Source organism: Brevibacterium luteolum (assembly GCF_013004595.1).
Taxonomy (GTDB): domain Bacteria; phylum Actinomycetota; class Actinomycetes; order Actinomycetales; family Brevibacteriaceae; genus Brevibacterium; species Brevibacterium luteolum.
Map to the genome: position 1 here is coordinate 743,797 of NZ_JABEMC010000001.1, position 15,099 is coordinate 758,895.

Consider the following 15,099-nt stretch of genomic DNA (forward strand, 5'->3'; position numbering starts at 1 on the left):
GATTATGCATATGTCGCGAATGTCAGTCGCAGTCTCAGGCGCCACCGGCTACGCCGGCGGTGAGGTCCTCAGGCTGCTGAGCAGTCACCCGGAACTTCACGTTACAACGGTCTGCGGCCATTCGAGCGCCGGTGACCGGCTGGCGGTCCACCAACCCCATCTGCTCGCCTACGGCGACATGATCGTCAAGCCCTCGACCGCCGAAGTGCTCGCCGGCCACGACGTCGTTGTCCTCGCCCTGCCGCACGGCGCCTCGGGCGAGATCGCAGCCGCACTCGCCGAGACCTCACGTGAGACCCTCATCATCGACCTCGCCGCCGACCACCGCCTCATCAGCCCAGCCGCCTGGGAGGCCTTCTACGGCAGCGATCATCCGGGCACCTGGACCTACGGGCTGCCCGAGATGCTGCTGGCCGACGGCACCAAACAGCGCGAGCGCCTGCGCGAGACCCGCCGCATCGCAGTGCCCGGCTGCAACGTCACCGCGGTGACGCTTGGCCTCGGCCCGCTGCTGCAGGCCGGGCTCATCGAGCCGACCGGGCTGAATGCCGTGCTGGCCAACGGCGTCTCCGGAGCCGGCAAGGCACTCAAACCCCACCTGACGGCAGCCGAGATCCTCGGCAACGCCTCACCCTACGGCGTTGCCGGCATTCATCGGCATGTGCCCGAGATCGAGCAGAACCTCAACCTCGCCCTCGGCGCCGATCCCGCAGAGGGGCCGGTGCGCATCTCCTTCACCCCCACCCTCATTCCCGTCAGCCGCGGCATCCTCGCCACCCTCTCAGCCGTTCCGGCCGGTGGTGCGCAGCTGACCCGCGAGGCCGTCGCCGAGGTGTATGCCGGCGCGTACGCCGATGAGCCCTTCGTGCACATGCTCGCCGAAGGCACCTGGCCGCAGCTGTCGGCGGCGACCGGGTCGAATACCGCCCACCTCCAGTTCGGCATCGACGAGCGTGCCGGCCGGATCGTCACCGTCGTCGCCCTCGACAACCTCGTGCGCGGCACCGCCGGCCAGGCGCTGCAGTCGGCCCACCTCGCCCTCGGCTTGCCTGAGGCGACCGGGCTGCCGACCGGGGGACTGGCTCCCTGAGGGTGGACGCCCGGCCAGGCGGTCGTGACTTCCCTCACCATGACACCGCAGGGGATGAATAAAGTTCACTTCTGATGTATTGTTATGCATATTGAAGGGCGGTGGCCGTTGCCACCGCCGACTCGTCAGCCGAATGGAGTCGCATCATGAGCGTGACCTACCCGCGCGGCTTCCGCGCCTCAGGCACCACCGCCGGACTCAAGCCCAGCGGCAAGACCGACCTCGCCGTCGTTGTCAACGACGGCCCTGCCGATGCGGTTGCTGCCGTCTACACCGCCAACCGCTGCAAGGCCAACCCGGTGCTGTGGAGCCAGCAGGCCTCCGCCGACGGCACCGCACGCGCGGTCGTGCTGAATTCCGGTGGTGCGAACTGCTACACCGGCGACTACGGCTACGAGACCACCGAACTCACCGCCACCCGCACCGCCGAACTGCTCGGCACCGATGCCAGCGACGTGCTCGTGTGCTCGACTGGGCTCATCGGCGTCGGGGGACCGGAGTTCCGCGAACCGATCCTCGACACCCTCCCCGCTGCCCTTGAGGCTGCTGCCGAGACCCCGGAGGCAGGTGCCGCAGCAGCCGAGGCGATCATGACGACCGACACCGTGGCCAAGACCGCCACCCGCGAGGGCACCGCCTACCGCATCGGCGGCATGGCCAAGGGTGCGGGCATGCTCGCACCGGGACTGGCGACGATGCTCGTCGTCATCACCACCGATGCCGTCGTCGAATCGGGCGACCTCGACATCGCCCTGCGCGCGGCGACCCAGAAGACCTTCGACCGGCTCGACACCGACGGCTGCATGTCGACCAACGACACGGTCATCGTCATGAGCTCGGGAGCCTCCGAGCACCAGGCCGACCTCGTCGAATTCACCCGCCTGCTCACCGAGGTGTGCGGCGAGCTCACCGCCCAGCTGCACACGGACGCAGAGGGCGCCGGCCACGACATCACCATCACCACCCGCGGAGCGTTCTCCGAACAGCAGGCCGTCGACGTCTCCCGCGCAGTCGCCCGCTCGAACCTCTTCAAGGCCGCAGTGTTCGGCGAGGACCCCAACTGGGGCCGCGTCGTCGCCCAGGTCGGCACCACCGATGCCGAGTTCGACCCGCAGGCCATCGACGTGACCTTCAACGGCGTGCCCGTCTGCGTCGGCTCCGCCCCGGCCGCCGACCCCGCCGAGGTGCTCTTCGACCGCCGCGTCGTCGTCGAGATCGACCTGCACGCAGGCAACTTCGAAGCCAGCGTGTGGACCTCAGACCTCACCCATGACTACGTCGAAGAGAACAGCGCCTACTCATCATGACCGAGACATCCTCTGCCCACCGGCTCGTCCAGGCTCAGGCCAAAGCCGAGACCCTGACCGAGGCGCTGCCGTGGATCAAAACCTTCAAGGGCGCGACCATCGTCATCAAGTACGGCGGCAATGCCATGGTCTCCCCGGAGCTGCAGCAGTCCTTCGCCGACGACATCGCCTTCCTGCGGTTTGCCGGCCTGCGCCCGATCGTCGTCCACGGCGGCGGCCCGCACATCTCCCGGATGCTCGATCGTCTCGGCATCGAAAGCGAATTCCGCGCCGGCCAGCGCGTCACCAGCGAAGAGGCCGCCGAGGTCGTGCGTATGGTGCTCTCCGGGCAGGTCAACCGCGAAGTCGTCGCCCGCATCAACCAGAACGGCGACGCCGCCGTCGGGCTCTCCGGCGAGGACGGCGACCTGCTGCTGGCCAAGCGCACAACCGCCACCGTCGACGGTGAGGAGATCGACCTCGGCCGGGTCGGCGAGATCGTCTCGGTCAACACCGAGCTCATCAACGAGCTGCTGGCCGCCGGCCGCATCCCGGTCATCTGCTCGATCGCCGCCGAAGCAGGCGGAGCCGTCAACAAGCCGCTCAACATCAACGCCGACCTCGCCGCCGCCGCGATCGCCCGGCAGATCGGTGCCGACAAACTCGTCATGCTCACCGATGTGCCCGGGCTCTACGCCGACTGGCCGGACAAGGACTCGCTGCTCTCAGCGATCACCCCGGCAGAGCTGCGCGAGCTGCTGCCGCGCCTGGACTCCGGGATGATCCCGAAGATGACCGCCGCACTCGAAGCAGTCGAAGCCGGTGTGCGCCAGGCACACATCATCGACGGCCGGATGGCCCACTCGCTGCTGCTGGAGGTCTTCACCACCGAAGGCATCGGCACCATGGTCCAGGACGACCACACGAAGGGAGGACAGGCATGAGCTGGCAGGACGACTACGCCCAGACGATGCTGCCGGTCTTCGGCACACCGAAGGCCAAGCTCGTGAGCGCTCATGGCTGCACTGTCACCGACGATGCAGGCAAGGACTACCTCGACCTGCTCGGCGGCATCGCCGTCAACACGCTTGGCCACGGCCACCCGGCCATCACCGAGGCGGTGACCGGCCAGCTGTCGACGATCGACCACGTCTCGAACTTCTTCACCACCGACCCCCAGCTGAACCTGGCGTCGAAGCTGCTGGAGATCGCCGGAGCACCGGCAGGCTCCCAGGTGTTCTTCGCCAACTCCGGCACCGAAGCCAATGAAGCGGCCATCAAACTGGCCCGCCGGGTGGGCGCGCCTGATGCCGGCAGCCCGGGCCGGTCGAAGATCATCGCCGTTGACGGGGCCTTCCACGGCCGGACCATCGGCGCCCTGTCGCTGACGGCCAAGGAAGTCTACCGCGCGCCCTTCGCCCCACTCATGCCGGAGGTCGCCCATGTGCCCTTCGGCGACATCGAGGCAGTGCGAGCCGCGGTCGATGAGACGGTCGCCGCGGTCATCATCGAACCGATCCAGGGAGAGCGCGGCGTGCGCCTGCACCCGGACGGTTATCTCACAGCGGTGCGCGAGGCGACGAGCGCTGCCGGGGCGCTCATGATTCTCGATGAGGTGCAGACCGGCATCGGCCGCACCGGCCACTGGTTCGCTTTCCAGCACCCGGAGATCGGCGAGGGCATCATGCCCGATGCGATCACCGTGGCCAAGGGACTGGCCGGCGGCATCCCGATCGGCGGGCTCATCACCATCGGTGAGAAGGTCAGCGCACTGCTCGGTACCGGCCAGCACGGCACCACCTTCGGGGGCAACCCCGTCAGCGCCGCCGCCGCACTCGCCGTGCTCGACACCATCGAGACAGACGGCCTTCTCGCCCATGTCCGCGAGACCGGCGACTGGCTGGCCGAACAGCTCACTGCAGTCCCCGGTGTCACCGGGGCGCGCGGGGCAGGGCTGCTGCGCTCCTTCGCCATCACCGACCCGCAGCAGGCAGACGCCGGCGAGTTACCGGTCGCCGGAGCACTTGCGGCAGCCGCGCAGGAGGCCGGTTTCATCATCAACCCGGTCACCCCCGACCGGATCCGCCTGGCACCCCCGCTCATCATCACTCCCGCACAGCTGCAGGACTTCCTCGACGCCCTGCCAGCACTCATCGCCGAGACCGTGAAGGCACAGTCATGACCCGACACTTCCTCACCGACACCGACCTCAGCCCCACCGAACTGCTCGAGGTCCTCGACCTGGCAGCCGAACTCAAAGCCGATCCCGGCACCCAGGTGCCCTTCGCAGGCCCGGGAACCGCCGCCTCGGGCGCGGCTCGCAAGACCGTGGCGGTCATCTTCGACAAGACCTCCACCCGCACCCGCGTGTCGTTCGCCGCAGGCATCGCCGCACTCGGCGGCAGCCCGCTCATCATCAACCCCGGCGAGGCGCAGCTCGGGCACAAGGAGTCGATCGCCGACACCGCACAGGTGATGTCGCGGATGGTCTCGATGATCGTCTGGCGCACCTACGCGCAAGCCGGTCTCGAAGAGATGGCCGCGAACTCCTCAGTGCCGGTCATCAACGCCCTGTCCGATGACTACCACCCGTGCCAGCTGCTCGCCGACCTGCTCACCATCCACGAACACCGACCCACCGAGGCACCCGGGGGACTGGCCGGCACGACGCTTGCCTATTTCGGCGACGGGGCGAACAACATGGCCAACTCCTACCTGCTCGCCGGCGCCAACGCCGGCATGCACGTGCGCATCGCAGCACCGGACAGCCATCAGCCGGCCGCCGCGATCGTCGAACGCGCCACCGCGCTGGCCGCTGAGACCGGCGGGTCGATCGAGATCACCGATGACGCTAAGGCGGCGGCCACCGGCGCCGATGTGCTCGTGACCGACACCTGGGTGTCGATGGGCCAGGACGCCGAGGGCCGCGACGGCGCCGACTCGCCGTTCTTGCCCTACCAGGTCAACGCCGCACTCCTCGATGTCGCAGCTGAGGGCGCACTCGTCATGCACTGCCTGCCGGCCCACCGCGGCCAGGAGATCACCGCCGAGGTCATCGACGGGCCGCAGTCGGTCGTCTTCGACGAGGCCGAGAACCGGCTGCACGCCCAGATGGGGCTGATGGCCTGGCTGGAGGCACGCGCATGAGCGAACAGCTGACCCCGACGACCAAGGCCGCCCGCCAGCAGCTCATCATCGAGCTCATCCGCACGGAGACGATCCGCTCGCAGACCGAGCTTGCCGGGCTGCTGACCGGCCGCGGCTTCTCCGTCACCCAGGCGACCCTGTCACGCGATCTCGTCGATCTCGGCGCGGTCAAGGTGCGCACCGCCAAGGGCTCCGTCTACGCGGTGCCCGGCGAGGGAGGGGACCGAAGCCTGCAGTCCGCGCAGGCCACCGACCTGCTCGATGCGAAGCTGCAGCGACTGCTCGAAGAGCTGCTCGTGACCGCCACCAGCTCCGGCCAGTTCGTCGTGCTGCGCACCCCGCCTGGGGCCGCCCAGTACCTGGCCTCAGCGCTCGACCGATCCGTCATCCCCGAGGTGCTCGGCACGATCGCCGGCGACGACACCGTCCTCGTCATCGCCGCCGAGTCCACCAGCGGGGAGGCCCTGGCCGAGAAGCTGCACGAGCTGGCCGGCGACGCATAACCCAGACCTGAGGGCCCGCCGGGTACACGTGCACGCGGCGGACCCTGAACCATATTCTGAACAGTAACGACCTTTCCGAAAAGGAGTCCCGACATGACTGAACGCATTGTGCTCGCCTACTCAGGCGGCCTCGACACCTCGGTGGCCATCGGCTGGATCCAGGAGGCGACCGGTGCCGAGGTGGTGGCCATGGCCGTCGACGTCGGCCAAGGAGGCGAGGACCTGGAGACGATCCGCCAGCGCGCCCTCGACTGCGGCGCCGTCGAGGCCTATGTCGCCGACGCCCGCGACGAGTTCGCCAACGAATACTGCATGCCCGGGCTCAAGGCCAACACCCTGTACATGGACGCCTACCCGAACGTCTCGGCGCTCTCGCGCCCAGTCATCGTCAAGCACCTCGTCACCGCCGCCCGCAAGTACGGTGCGAAGACCGTCGCCCACGGCTGCACCGGCAAGGGCAACGACCAGGTCCGCTTCGAAGTCGGCATCACCTCCCTTGCCCCGGACATGAAGTGCATCGCCCCGGTCCGCGACCTGGCGCTCACCCGCGAGAAGGCCATCGAATACGCCGAGCGCAACGACCTGCCGATCGTCACAACCAAGTCCAACCCGTTCTCCATCGACCAGAACGTGTGGGGCCGCGCCGTTGAGACCGGCTTCCTCGAAGACATCTGGAACGGCCCGACCAAGGACGTCTACGACTACACCGACGACCCGACCTTCCCGCCGCCGGCCGACGAGGCCACCATCGCCTTCGAAAAGGGCATCCCGGTCAAGATCGACGGCCGCGACGTCACCCCGCTGCAGGCGATCGAGGAGCTCAACCAGCGCGCCGGCGCCCAGGGCATCGGCCGCATCGACATCGTCGAGGACCGGCTCGTGGGCATCAAGAGCCGCGAGATCTACGAAGCTCCCGGCGCGATGACCCTCATCGCCGCGCATAAGGAGCTTGAGAACATCACGCTCGAGCGCGAGCAGGCCCGGTTCAAGCGGATGGTCGACCAGCGCTGGACCGAGGTCGTCTACGACGGCCAGTGGTTCTCCGAGCTCAAGGGCTCCCTCGACGCGTTCATCGACGACACCCAGGAGTACGTCAACGGCGAGATTCGCATGGAGCTCCACGGTGGCCGCGCCACCGTCACCGGCCGGCGCTCGGAGTCCTCGCTGTACGACTTCAACCTCGCCACTTACGACGAAGGCGATACCTTCGACCAGTCGTCGGCCCGCGGGTTCATCGACATCTATGGTCTGTCCTCGAAGCAGGCCGCAGCCCGCGACCACAAGTTCGGCAAGGGAATCCGGCTGTGAGCAGCGAGAACACCACCCCCGGTCCCGAGACGCCTGAGCGGCTGGCCCTGTGGGGCGGCCGGTTCGCCACGGGACCCTCGGATGCCGTGGCGCTGCTGTCAAAGTCGACGCACTTCGACTGGCGGCTGGCCGCCTACGATCTGGCCGGCTCCCGGGCCCACGCCCGCGTGCTCAACCGGGCCGGACTGCTCGATGAGAGCGAGCTCCGAGGCATGATCGCCGCCCTCGATGAGCTCGAACGCCGCGTGACCTCCGGTGAGTTCACCGCAGCCGAATCCGATGAGGACGTCCACTCCGCACTCGAGCGCGGGCTTTTGGAGATCGCCGGGCCGGAACTCGGCGGCAAGCTGCGCGCCGGGCGCTCGCGCAACGACCAGATCGCGACGATGGGCCGGATGTACATCCGCGACTCCTCACGCATCATCGCCGGTCTCGTCCTCGACGTCGTCGAAGCACTCATCACGCAGGCGAAGGCCCACCCGGAAGCACCGATGCCCGGGCGCACCCACCTGCAGCACGCCCAGCCGGTGCTGCTGGCCCACCACCTGCTCGCCCACGCCTGGCCGCTCATGCGCGACGTCGACCGGCTGCGCGATCTCGACGCCCGCGCCGACGCCTCGGCATACGGCTCCGGCGCGCTCGCCGGATCCTCCCTCGGGCTCGACCCGCAGGCGGTCGCCGCTGAGCTCGGGTTCTCCGATTCGGTCGAGAACTCCATCGACGGCACCGCCAGCCGTGACGTGTTCGCTGAGTTCACGTTCGTCGCGGCGATGACCGGCATCGACCTGTCGCGGCTGAGTGAGGAGATCATCGCCTGGGCGACTGCCGAGTTCTCCTTCATCACCCTCGATGATGCGTTCTCGACCGGTTCGTCGATCATGCCGCAGAAGAAGAACCCGGATGTCGCCGAGCTCGCCCGCGGCAAGGCCGGCCGCCTCATCGGCGACCTCACCGGCCTGCTCGCCACCCTCAAGGCGATGCCGCTGGCCTACAACCGCGACCTGCAGGAGGACAAGGAACCGGTCTTCGACGCCGTCGACACCCTGGCTCTCGTCCTGCCGGCCTTCGCCGGGATGGTGCAGACGCTGACGTTCAACACCGAGCGGATGGCGCATCTGGCCCCGCGCGGCTTCGCGCTGGCCACCGATGTCGCCGAATGGCTCGTCCGCCAGGGCGTGCCATTCCGAGTCGCCCACGAGCTCTCCGGGGCAGCAGTGGCCAAGGCTGAGGCCCGCGGGGTTGAACTGTGGGATCTATCCGATGCCGACTACGCCGAGATCTCCGAGCACTTCACGCCTGAGATGCGCGAGGTGCTCACCACCCTCGGTTCGATCGACGCCCGCAGCGCCAAGGGCGGCACCGCCCGCAGCGCCGTCGCCCAGCAGCTGGCCAACGCCGAGGCGGAACTCACCCGCCTGCGCGAGTTCGCCTCCGCGACGACCCGCTGAGCCCAGCGCACCACGACGGATCGCCCGCCGCTTCGCCCACACCTCGGGCGAGACGGCGGGCGTCGTCGTCCCGACGCCTACGCACCGGCATGTGCTTTACTTCAGTTGCGGGCCGCACCGGCCCAGCAGGCACAGAACCCGAAGGCAGGTGAGCGGTGAGCCGGATCCTCATCATCGACCACGACGACTCCTTCACCTACAATCTCGTCGACCTCATCGCCACCCTCACCGGCACCACACCCGATGTCATCTCCCACCGCAGCGATCCGGCCGCCCTCGATGACCTCACCAACTACGACGCCGTCGTCATCTCACCGGGTCCCGGCACCCCGGAGAACACCTTCGACATCGGCATCAGCACTCAAGTGCTGGCTGAGGTGCCGATCCCGCTGCTCGGTGTCTGCCTCGGCCACGAAGCCCTCGCGCTCGCCCACGGTGGTGCGATCGGCCCGGCCACAGAACCCCGCCACGGCCGCATCTCAACGCTCGAGCACACGTCCACCGGTCTCTTCGCAGGCGTGCCCGCCGACACCGAGGTGGTCCGCTACCACTCCCTGGCCGTCACCGACCCGGGCCCGCGCCTGAACGTCACCGCCCGCGCCGAAGACGCGACCATCATGGGTTTGGCGCACCGCAGCAAACCGGCCTGGAGCGTGCAGTTCCATCCCGAATCCATCGCCACCGCCGCCGGCCGGCAGATGCTTGCGAACTTTCTCTCCCTCGCCTCGGACTGGAACGCCACGCACCGGCCCGCACACGATTCGGATCGCGCTGCGGATCCCTTGCCGTCACCTGAGCGCGCAGCGGTTTTCGGGGCATTGACCGGCCTGGCGACACACGATTCCGGTGTGCCGGTCGCCGGCGTGCTCGCCGCGACGCCTGGTCTGCGCCTGGCCCATCAGACACATCCTCTGACCGTGCAGCCTGAGGCCGTCTTCTCAGGTTTCTTCGCCTCCAGCACGTATGCCTTCTGGCTCGACAGCCGCGACCCGGCCCACCCCGATGGGCGCTTCAGCATCCTCGGTGACGCGTCCGGGCCGTTGGCACACCGGGTCACCGCAGATGTCACCGCGGGGACGCTGACCGTCTTCGGAGGGTCAGGGGAGCAGACGGTCGAGTCCGGGATCTTCGACTGGCTGACCGGTGAAGAAGCCGGGATGCAGGCGATCCGCAGCACCGTGGACCTGCCGGAGACCGGCTGCGGATTCGCCCTCGGCTGGATCGGCAGCCTCGGCTATGAGCTCAAGGCCGAATGCGGCGCCAGTGCCGCCCACCCTTCACCGCTGCCGGATGCGCAGCTCATCTTCGCCGACCGCGCGCTCATCATCGACCACCACACCGGCACCGCCCACCTGCTCGCACTCACGACACCCGAACACGAAGCCAGCACCGAGGACTGGTTCGCTGCCGCGGCCCGCGCGCTCACCACCTCGGACCCGGTGCCACCAGCCAGCGCTCCACCAACGACCGGCGAGCTGACGCTGCGCCACGACCGGGCCGAATACGAGCGGCTCATCGACCGGTGTCATGAGCACATCTGGGCAGGGGAGAGCTACGAGATCTGCCTGACCAACGAGATCACCGGTGCGGCCCGACTGCCGATCGTCGACACCTACCGGCGGCTGCGCTCGGCCAGCCGCAGCCCGCGTGCCGCGCTGCTGCGCTTCGGGGAGACCGGGGTGCTCTCGACCTCTCCCGAACGGTTCCTTGCGATCACCGCAGACCGGCAGGCGATATCGAAGCCGATCAAGGGCACCCGGCCGCGGGCAGCGGACCCGCAGACTGATGCGCGGTTGCGCGCTGAGCTGCAGGCGTGTGAGAAGGAGCGGGCGGAGAATCTCATGATCGTCGACCTGGCCCGCCACGATCTGGCGCACACCGCGGTGCCCGGCAGCATCGAGGTTCCGCAGTTCTTAGAGGTCGAAAGCTACGCCACCGTCCATCAGCTCGTCAGCACTGTGCGCTCCCAGCTGGCCGATGACGCCAGCGTCGTGGACTGCCTGCGCGCCTGCTTCCCCGGTGGGTCGATGACCGGGGCGCCGAAGCTGCGGACGATGGAGATCATCGACGACCTCGAAGCCGGACCGCGCGGCATCTACTCCGGGGCGCTCGGCTACTTCTCGCTGTCTGGGGCACTCGACCTGTCGATGGTCATCCGTACGCTTGTCATTACTGCCAAGGGGTTCAGCTACGGAGTCGGCGGTGCGATCACCGCCCTGTCGGACCCGGCAGCCGAGTTCGAAGAGACTGCGGTCAAAGCCGAACCGCTGCTGCGACTGCTCGGGGCGGAGTTCCCGGGACGGGATGCGGACCCCGCCCCGTCTGGCCTGCGCGTCTGAGTAAGATATGCATTGTGGTGCTGCCGGGAAGAATCCGCCCGGCACCAGCGCGGTGACGGCCACGGATTCCGGCGCCGCGCAGACCCGATGAGAAAAGGTGAATCGTGACTGATATCTTCCGTGAGCTGAAGGCCCGCGACCTGGTGGCGCTGTCCACCGATGAGGAGGCGCTGCAGCAGGCGCTCAACGCAGGTCCGGTCAGCTTCTATATCGGTTTCGATCCGACCGCGCCCAGCCTGCACATGGGCAACCTCGTCCAGTTGCTCTTCGCCCGGCGGCTGCAGCTGGCCGGCCACAATCCATACGCCCTTGTCGGCGGGGCCACCGGCCTCATCGGCGATCCGCGGATGTCCGGTGAGCGCACTCTGAACGAGCGCGATGTCGTCGAGGGCTGGGTGGAGAAGATCCGCGCTCAGATCGAGCGCTTCCTCGACGTCGACGGCCCGCACGCGGCCCAGCTGGTCAACAACCTCGACTGGACCGGTGAGATCTCGACGATCGACTTCCTGCGCGATATCGGCAAGCACTTCTCGGTCAACCGGATGCTGGCGAAGGAGACCGTCGCCGCCCGCCTGCAGAGCGAACACGGAATCTCCTTCACCGAGTTCGCCTACCAGATCCTGCAGGGCAACGACTACCTCGAGCTCTACCGCCGCTACGGCATCACGCTGCAGCACGGCGGATCCGACCAATGGGGCAACCTCACCGCCGGTGCTGATCTCATCCGCCGCGTCGAGCGCACAAGCGTGCACGCCATGGCCACCCCGCTCATGACGAAGGCCGACGGCACCAAGTTCGGCAAGACCGAATCGGGCACCGTCTGGCTCGATCCCGAGCTCACCAGCCCGTACGCGTTCAGCCAGTTCTGGCTCAACGCCGATGACCGGGATGTCATGAAGTTCCTCAAGGTCTTCTCGTTCCGCTCTCTTGAGGAGCTCGAGCAGATCGGTGAGGAGTTCGCAGCCGCCCCGCACAAGCGGATCGCGCAGCGGGCCCTGGCCGAGGACGTCACGACTCTCGTCCACGGTGAGCAGACCACCCGTCAGGTCTTCGCCGCCGCCGAGGCGCTCTTCGGTTCCGGCGAACTGACAGCTCTCGACCCGGGAACCTTGGGATCGGCTACCGCCGAGCTGCCCGGCACCCAGGTGCCGGCCGCTGAGGTCTCGGCCGGGATGCCGGTCGCTGACGCCTTCGCCGCCTCGGGCATCGTCAAGTCCAAGGGCGAGGCGCGCCGTGCGATCAAGGACGGCGGCGCCTACGTCAACAATGTTAAGGTCACCGACGGTGAGCAGACGATCACCACCGACGACGTCCTCGACGCCGGCGGCCACGGCGTCGTGCTGTTGCGCCGCGGCAAGAAGACCCTCGGCGCACTGTCCGTCACCCGCTGACAGACCCAAACCGACGAACAGGGCCGGAGTGCAGATCTGCACTCCGGCCCTATTCGGCATTCACGCCGGCTCACTCGCCGGTGTCGACGCCCTGTTCTTCGTAGTAGCGCTTGGCACCCGGGTGCAACGGCACATCACCGCGACCGAAGAGCGCATCCTCGAGCTTGATGAACCTCTTCTGCGCCAGCGAGATGTCCTCGGCGCGTTCGTAGATCGTCTTCGTGATCCCGTAGGCGTCGTCCTCGCTGACCTGGTTGAGCGAGGCAACGATGGAGGCGAAGACGGCGACGGTGGTGATGTCGTCGTCGGCGAATCCGTACGAACCGCCGGGGATCGTGTAGGCCTCGTAGTGGTTGTCGGCCGAGATCTCCTTGGCCTTGTCCTCATCGAGGGGGATGAGCCGGACATCGGCAGAGGCGTCGAGCTCACTCAGCGAGGCGGCGGGCACGCCGATGATCTCGATCGAGGCATCGACATGACCGTCCTGCAGCTTCGAACGCGCATCGGCGAAGCTCTCCTCGAACGGGGTGTAGTCACCCTCTCCGATTCCGTAGGCCTCGAAGAGCAGCCCGGCCACCGCCTTGTTCGCAGAGCCCGGTGCGCCGATGGCGATCCGCTTGCCCTTGAGATCTTCGAACTTCTCGATCCCGCTGTTGGCCAGGGTGATGACGTGGACAGCCTCAGGGTAGATCTGGCCGATGAAGCCGATGTTGTCGATGCCCTTGTCGAGATCACTGAACTCCGCAGTGGCATCCCTAGCGTCATTGGCGGTGTTCGTCTGAGAGAACGCGAGCTGTGCTTCGCCCTTGGCGATCCGGCCGAGATTGTCGACAGAGCCATCGGTCTCCACGGCGACAACGCTGAGGCCGTCGACGTCTTCGGCGAAGAGCCGGCTGAACTCACTGCCGAGTGGATAGTAGACACCGGCTGTGCCGCCGGTGGCGAAGGTCAGGTCGCGAGTGGTCTCGTCCTCACCGGAACCTGAACCGGAATCCGAGCCCTGACCGCAACCAGTCAGGACGAGAGCGAGGGCCGCTGCAGCGGCAGTGATGAGGCGGGTGGTCGGCAGGTGCATAGGTTCTCCTTTGAATCGCACATCCGGCGTAGAAGAACACTAACCAGGCCGGGGTATCTGCGGGAAGAGCATGTCCGGGAGCTGGATGCGCCGGGACCCCCGCCATGGTCAGAGCGCGATAGTGTGCTGAGGGACACAGTGATCGAGAACAGGAGAATCAGTGACGACTCCCCATCCTGCATCCCCGTCCCGTGCCGCTGCGGCAGGTCCGGCGTTCGGCTCCTGGCACGGCATCGTCATCTTCTGCCTTCTCGCCTACGGTCTCGCCTGGCTGTCCGTTCTCCCGCTGTGGCTGAACTACGACCTCTTCTTCGGCACCGGCAGCCCTGCCGGCCAGCTCATGAACGCCGATGCCGACAACCCGCCCACCGGTGAGGCCGTCATCGCCGCCATCGTGCCGATGCTGCTCATGTCGCTCATGATGTTCACTCCTGCGATCAGCGCGCTCGTCGTCATGCGGGTGGTCGAGAAGGTGCCCTTCCGGCAGACGTTCGCGGCCCTTGGCGCCGGACCTCTGCGCAATCCCGACGGCAGTCCTGCCGGGCGCATCGGCCGTCTCCACCCTGCACTTCGGGTGCTGCTGTTCAGCGTGCTGGCGATCGGCATCGTCTTCCTCCTCACGGTTCTCGCCGGCCTGGTGGCGATGCTGCTCGGCGGTTTCGAACCGGACTGGCAGATGACAACGGCTCGCGAGCAGCTCGCAGCATCGGGTGTCGAGATGCCGATCGCGCTGTTCGCGCTGCTGCAGATCGTGCAGGTCGTCATCGTCGCCTTCGTGCCCAACGGGGTGCTCGGCTTGGGAGAGGAGCTGGGATGGCGCGGATACCTCACGGCAGCTCTCCGTCGCAGAGGTCTGCGAACCGTTGCGATGATCGTCGTTTCCGGTGCGATCTGGGGCGCCTGGCATGCACCCGTGCTGCTGCTCGGTCACAACTTCGAGACGCGTTCGCCGATCTCGATTCCGATCATGATGATCGGCTGCATCTGCGTGGGCGCAGTCTTCGTCTGGCTGCGGGAGACATCCGGTTCGATCTGGCCGGCTGCGATCGGTCATGGCGGCTTTAACGCCGCAGCAGGGATCAGCATCCTGGTCGCCGCCGGCGGGACGTGGTCGGACCCGATCATCGCGAACCCGCTGGGAGTCTCCGGCTGGATCGTCATCGGATTGGGCGCGCTGGGGCTGTTCCTCAGCACCCGCCGACAGAGCCGTCACGGGGCCTTTGAGACCCGTTCTGCGGCTTGAAATCAGCGGTGAGCCAGAACACACCGCAGGGACTGCTGAAGGTTTGGTTGACTTCACGACTGGACAGATTCCAGGAAGGATAGAAGTCATGCCCAAGATCTACACAGATGAGTTCAAGCAATCAGCGCTCGATCTCGTCAATGACGGAATGACCCAGAAGCAGGTCTGTGCTGACCTCGGGATCTCGAAATCAGCCCTTCAGGCCTGGGTCCGTGACTCCCGCCTGCGCGAGCACGGCCTCGAGCCCTCCCGTGATCCCGAGGAGTCAC

At 67.4% G+C, this 15,099-nt stretch carries 13 protein-coding genes; 12 read left to right on the forward strand and 1 reads right to left on the reverse strand.

Features of this window, described 5'->3' with window-relative positions; genetic code table 11:
- Window positions 1–10 precede the first annotated feature (10 nt).
- The 10 genes from argC to tyrS all read left to right on the forward strand — a co-directional run bounded on the left by argC (window position 11) and on the right by tyrS (window position 12,512).
- Window positions 11–1,090 carry an N-acetyl-gamma-glutamyl-phosphate reductase gene (gene argC, locus HLA91_RS03450; RefSeq protein WP_239557028.1) on the forward strand — a complete coding sequence of 360 codons (1,080 nt, stop codon included), beginning with the start codon at window positions 11–13 and terminating at the stop codon, window positions 1,088–1,090.
- 146 nt (window positions 1,091–1,236) lie between these two features.
- A complete protein-coding gene (argJ, locus tag HLA91_RS03455; protein WP_102162686.1) occupies window positions 1,237–2,397 on the forward strand; it encodes a bifunctional glutamate N-acetyltransferase/amino-acid acetyltransferase ArgJ in 1,161 nt (386 codons plus the stop codon).
- Window positions 2,394–3,320 (forward strand): acetylglutamate kinase, encoded by a 927-nt coding sequence (gene argB, locus HLA91_RS03460; protein WP_170273499.1) that lies wholly within the window; start codon window positions 2,394–2,396, stop codon window positions 3,318–3,320. The genes argJ and argB overlap by 4 nt, the downstream gene beginning before the upstream one ends.
- On the forward strand, window positions 3,317–4,558 hold the full coding sequence (locus HLA91_RS03465; RefSeq protein ID WP_170273500.1) for an acetylornithine transaminase: 1,242 nt from the start codon (window positions 3,317–3,319) through the stop codon (window positions 4,556–4,558). Before argB ends, HLA91_RS03465 begins: the two co-directional genes overlap by 4 nt.
- Window positions 4,555–5,523, forward strand: coding sequence for an ornithine carbamoyltransferase (gene argF / locus HLA91_RS03470; protein ID WP_170273501.1), 969 nt, complete (start codon window positions 4,555–4,557; stop codon window positions 5,521–5,523). Before HLA91_RS03465 ends, argF begins: the two co-directional genes overlap by 4 nt.
- The gene (locus HLA91_RS03475) at window positions 5,520–6,026 is read left to right on the forward strand and encodes an arginine repressor (RefSeq protein ID WP_102162667.1); all 507 of its coding nucleotides are present in this window, start codon (window positions 5,520–5,522) and stop codon (window positions 6,024–6,026) included. The genes argF and HLA91_RS03475 overlap by 4 nt, the downstream gene beginning before the upstream one ends.
- Window positions 6,027–6,119: 93 nt before the next feature.
- Window positions 6,120–7,334, forward strand: a complete 1,215-nt coding sequence (locus tag HLA91_RS03480; RefSeq protein ID WP_170273502.1) for an argininosuccinate synthase — start codon at window positions 6,120–6,122, stop codon at window positions 7,332–7,334.
- Complete coding sequence (gene argH / locus HLA91_RS03485; RefSeq protein ID WP_170273503.1) at window positions 7,331–8,782, forward strand: argininosuccinate lyase; 1,452 nt, start codon at window positions 7,331–7,333, stop codon at window positions 8,780–8,782. Before HLA91_RS03480 ends, argH begins: the two co-directional genes overlap by 4 nt.
- Before the next feature lie 155 nt (window positions 8,783–8,937).
- Window positions 8,938–11,121 (forward strand): aminodeoxychorismate synthase component I, encoded by a 2,184-nt coding sequence (gene pabB, locus HLA91_RS03490; RefSeq protein WP_170273504.1) that lies wholly within the window; start codon window positions 8,938–8,940, stop codon window positions 11,119–11,121.
- A gap of 104 nt (window positions 11,122–11,225) precedes the next feature.
- Window positions 11,226–12,512, forward strand: coding sequence for a tyrosine--tRNA ligase (gene tyrS / locus HLA91_RS03495; RefSeq protein ID WP_170273505.1), 1,287 nt, complete (start codon window positions 11,226–11,228; stop codon window positions 12,510–12,512).
- A 70-nt stretch (window positions 12,513–12,582) separates the two neighbouring features.
- Here tyrS and HLA91_RS03500 read toward each other — a convergent pair whose 3' ends face one another.
- The gene (locus HLA91_RS03500; protein ID WP_170273506.1) at window positions 12,583–13,587 is read right to left on the reverse strand and encodes a TAXI family TRAP transporter solute-binding subunit; all 1,005 of its coding nucleotides are present in this window, start codon (window positions 13,585–13,587) and stop codon (window positions 12,583–12,585) included.
- 160 nt (window positions 13,588–13,747) lie between these two features.
- On the opposite strand from HLA91_RS03500, the gene HLA91_RS14145 reads away from it, so the two are divergent.
- Window positions 13,748–14,830 carry a CPBP family glutamic-type intramembrane protease gene (locus HLA91_RS14145; RefSeq protein ID WP_170273507.1) on the forward strand — a complete coding sequence of 361 codons (1,083 nt, stop codon included), beginning with the start codon at window positions 13,748–13,750 and terminating at the stop codon, window positions 14,828–14,830.
- Window positions 14,831–14,918: 88 nt separating this feature from the next.
- A partial coding sequence (locus HLA91_RS03510) for a transposase (protein ID WP_170273508.1) occupies window positions 14,919–15,099 on the forward strand: 181 nt, incomplete at its 3' end.

What these genes read in the sequence shown, in the direction of transcription:
- HLA91_RS03465 (WP_170273500.1), top strand. Translation starts at nt 3,317, where the DNA reads ATGAGCTGGCAGGACGACTACGCCCAGACGATGCTGCCGGTCTTCGGC.
- HLA91_RS03475 (WP_102162667.1), top strand. Translation starts at nt 5,520, where the DNA reads ATGAGCGAACAGCTGACCCCGACGACCAAGGCCGCCCGCCAGCAGCTC.
- argF (WP_170273501.1), top strand. Translation starts at nt 4,555, where the DNA reads ATGACCCGACACTTCCTCACCGACACCGACCTCAGCCCCACCGAACTG.
- argC (WP_239557028.1), top strand. Translation starts at nt 11, where the DNA reads ATGTCGCGAATGTCAGTCGCAGTCTCAGGCGCCACCGGCTACGCCGGC.
- argB (WP_170273499.1), top strand. Translation starts at nt 2,394, where the DNA reads ATGACCGAGACATCCTCTGCCCACCGGCTCGTCCAGGCTCAGGCCAAA.
- argJ (WP_102162686.1), top strand. Translation starts at nt 1,237, where the DNA reads ATGAGCGTGACCTACCCGCGCGGCTTCCGCGCCTCAGGCACCACCGCC.
- HLA91_RS03500 (WP_170273506.1), bottom strand. Translation starts at nt 13,587, where the DNA reads ATGCACCTGCCGACCACCCGCCTCATCACTGCCGCTGCAGCGGCCCTC.
- HLA91_RS03480 (WP_170273502.1), top strand. Translation starts at nt 6,120, where the DNA reads ATGACTGAACGCATTGTGCTCGCCTACTCAGGCGGCCTCGACACCTCG.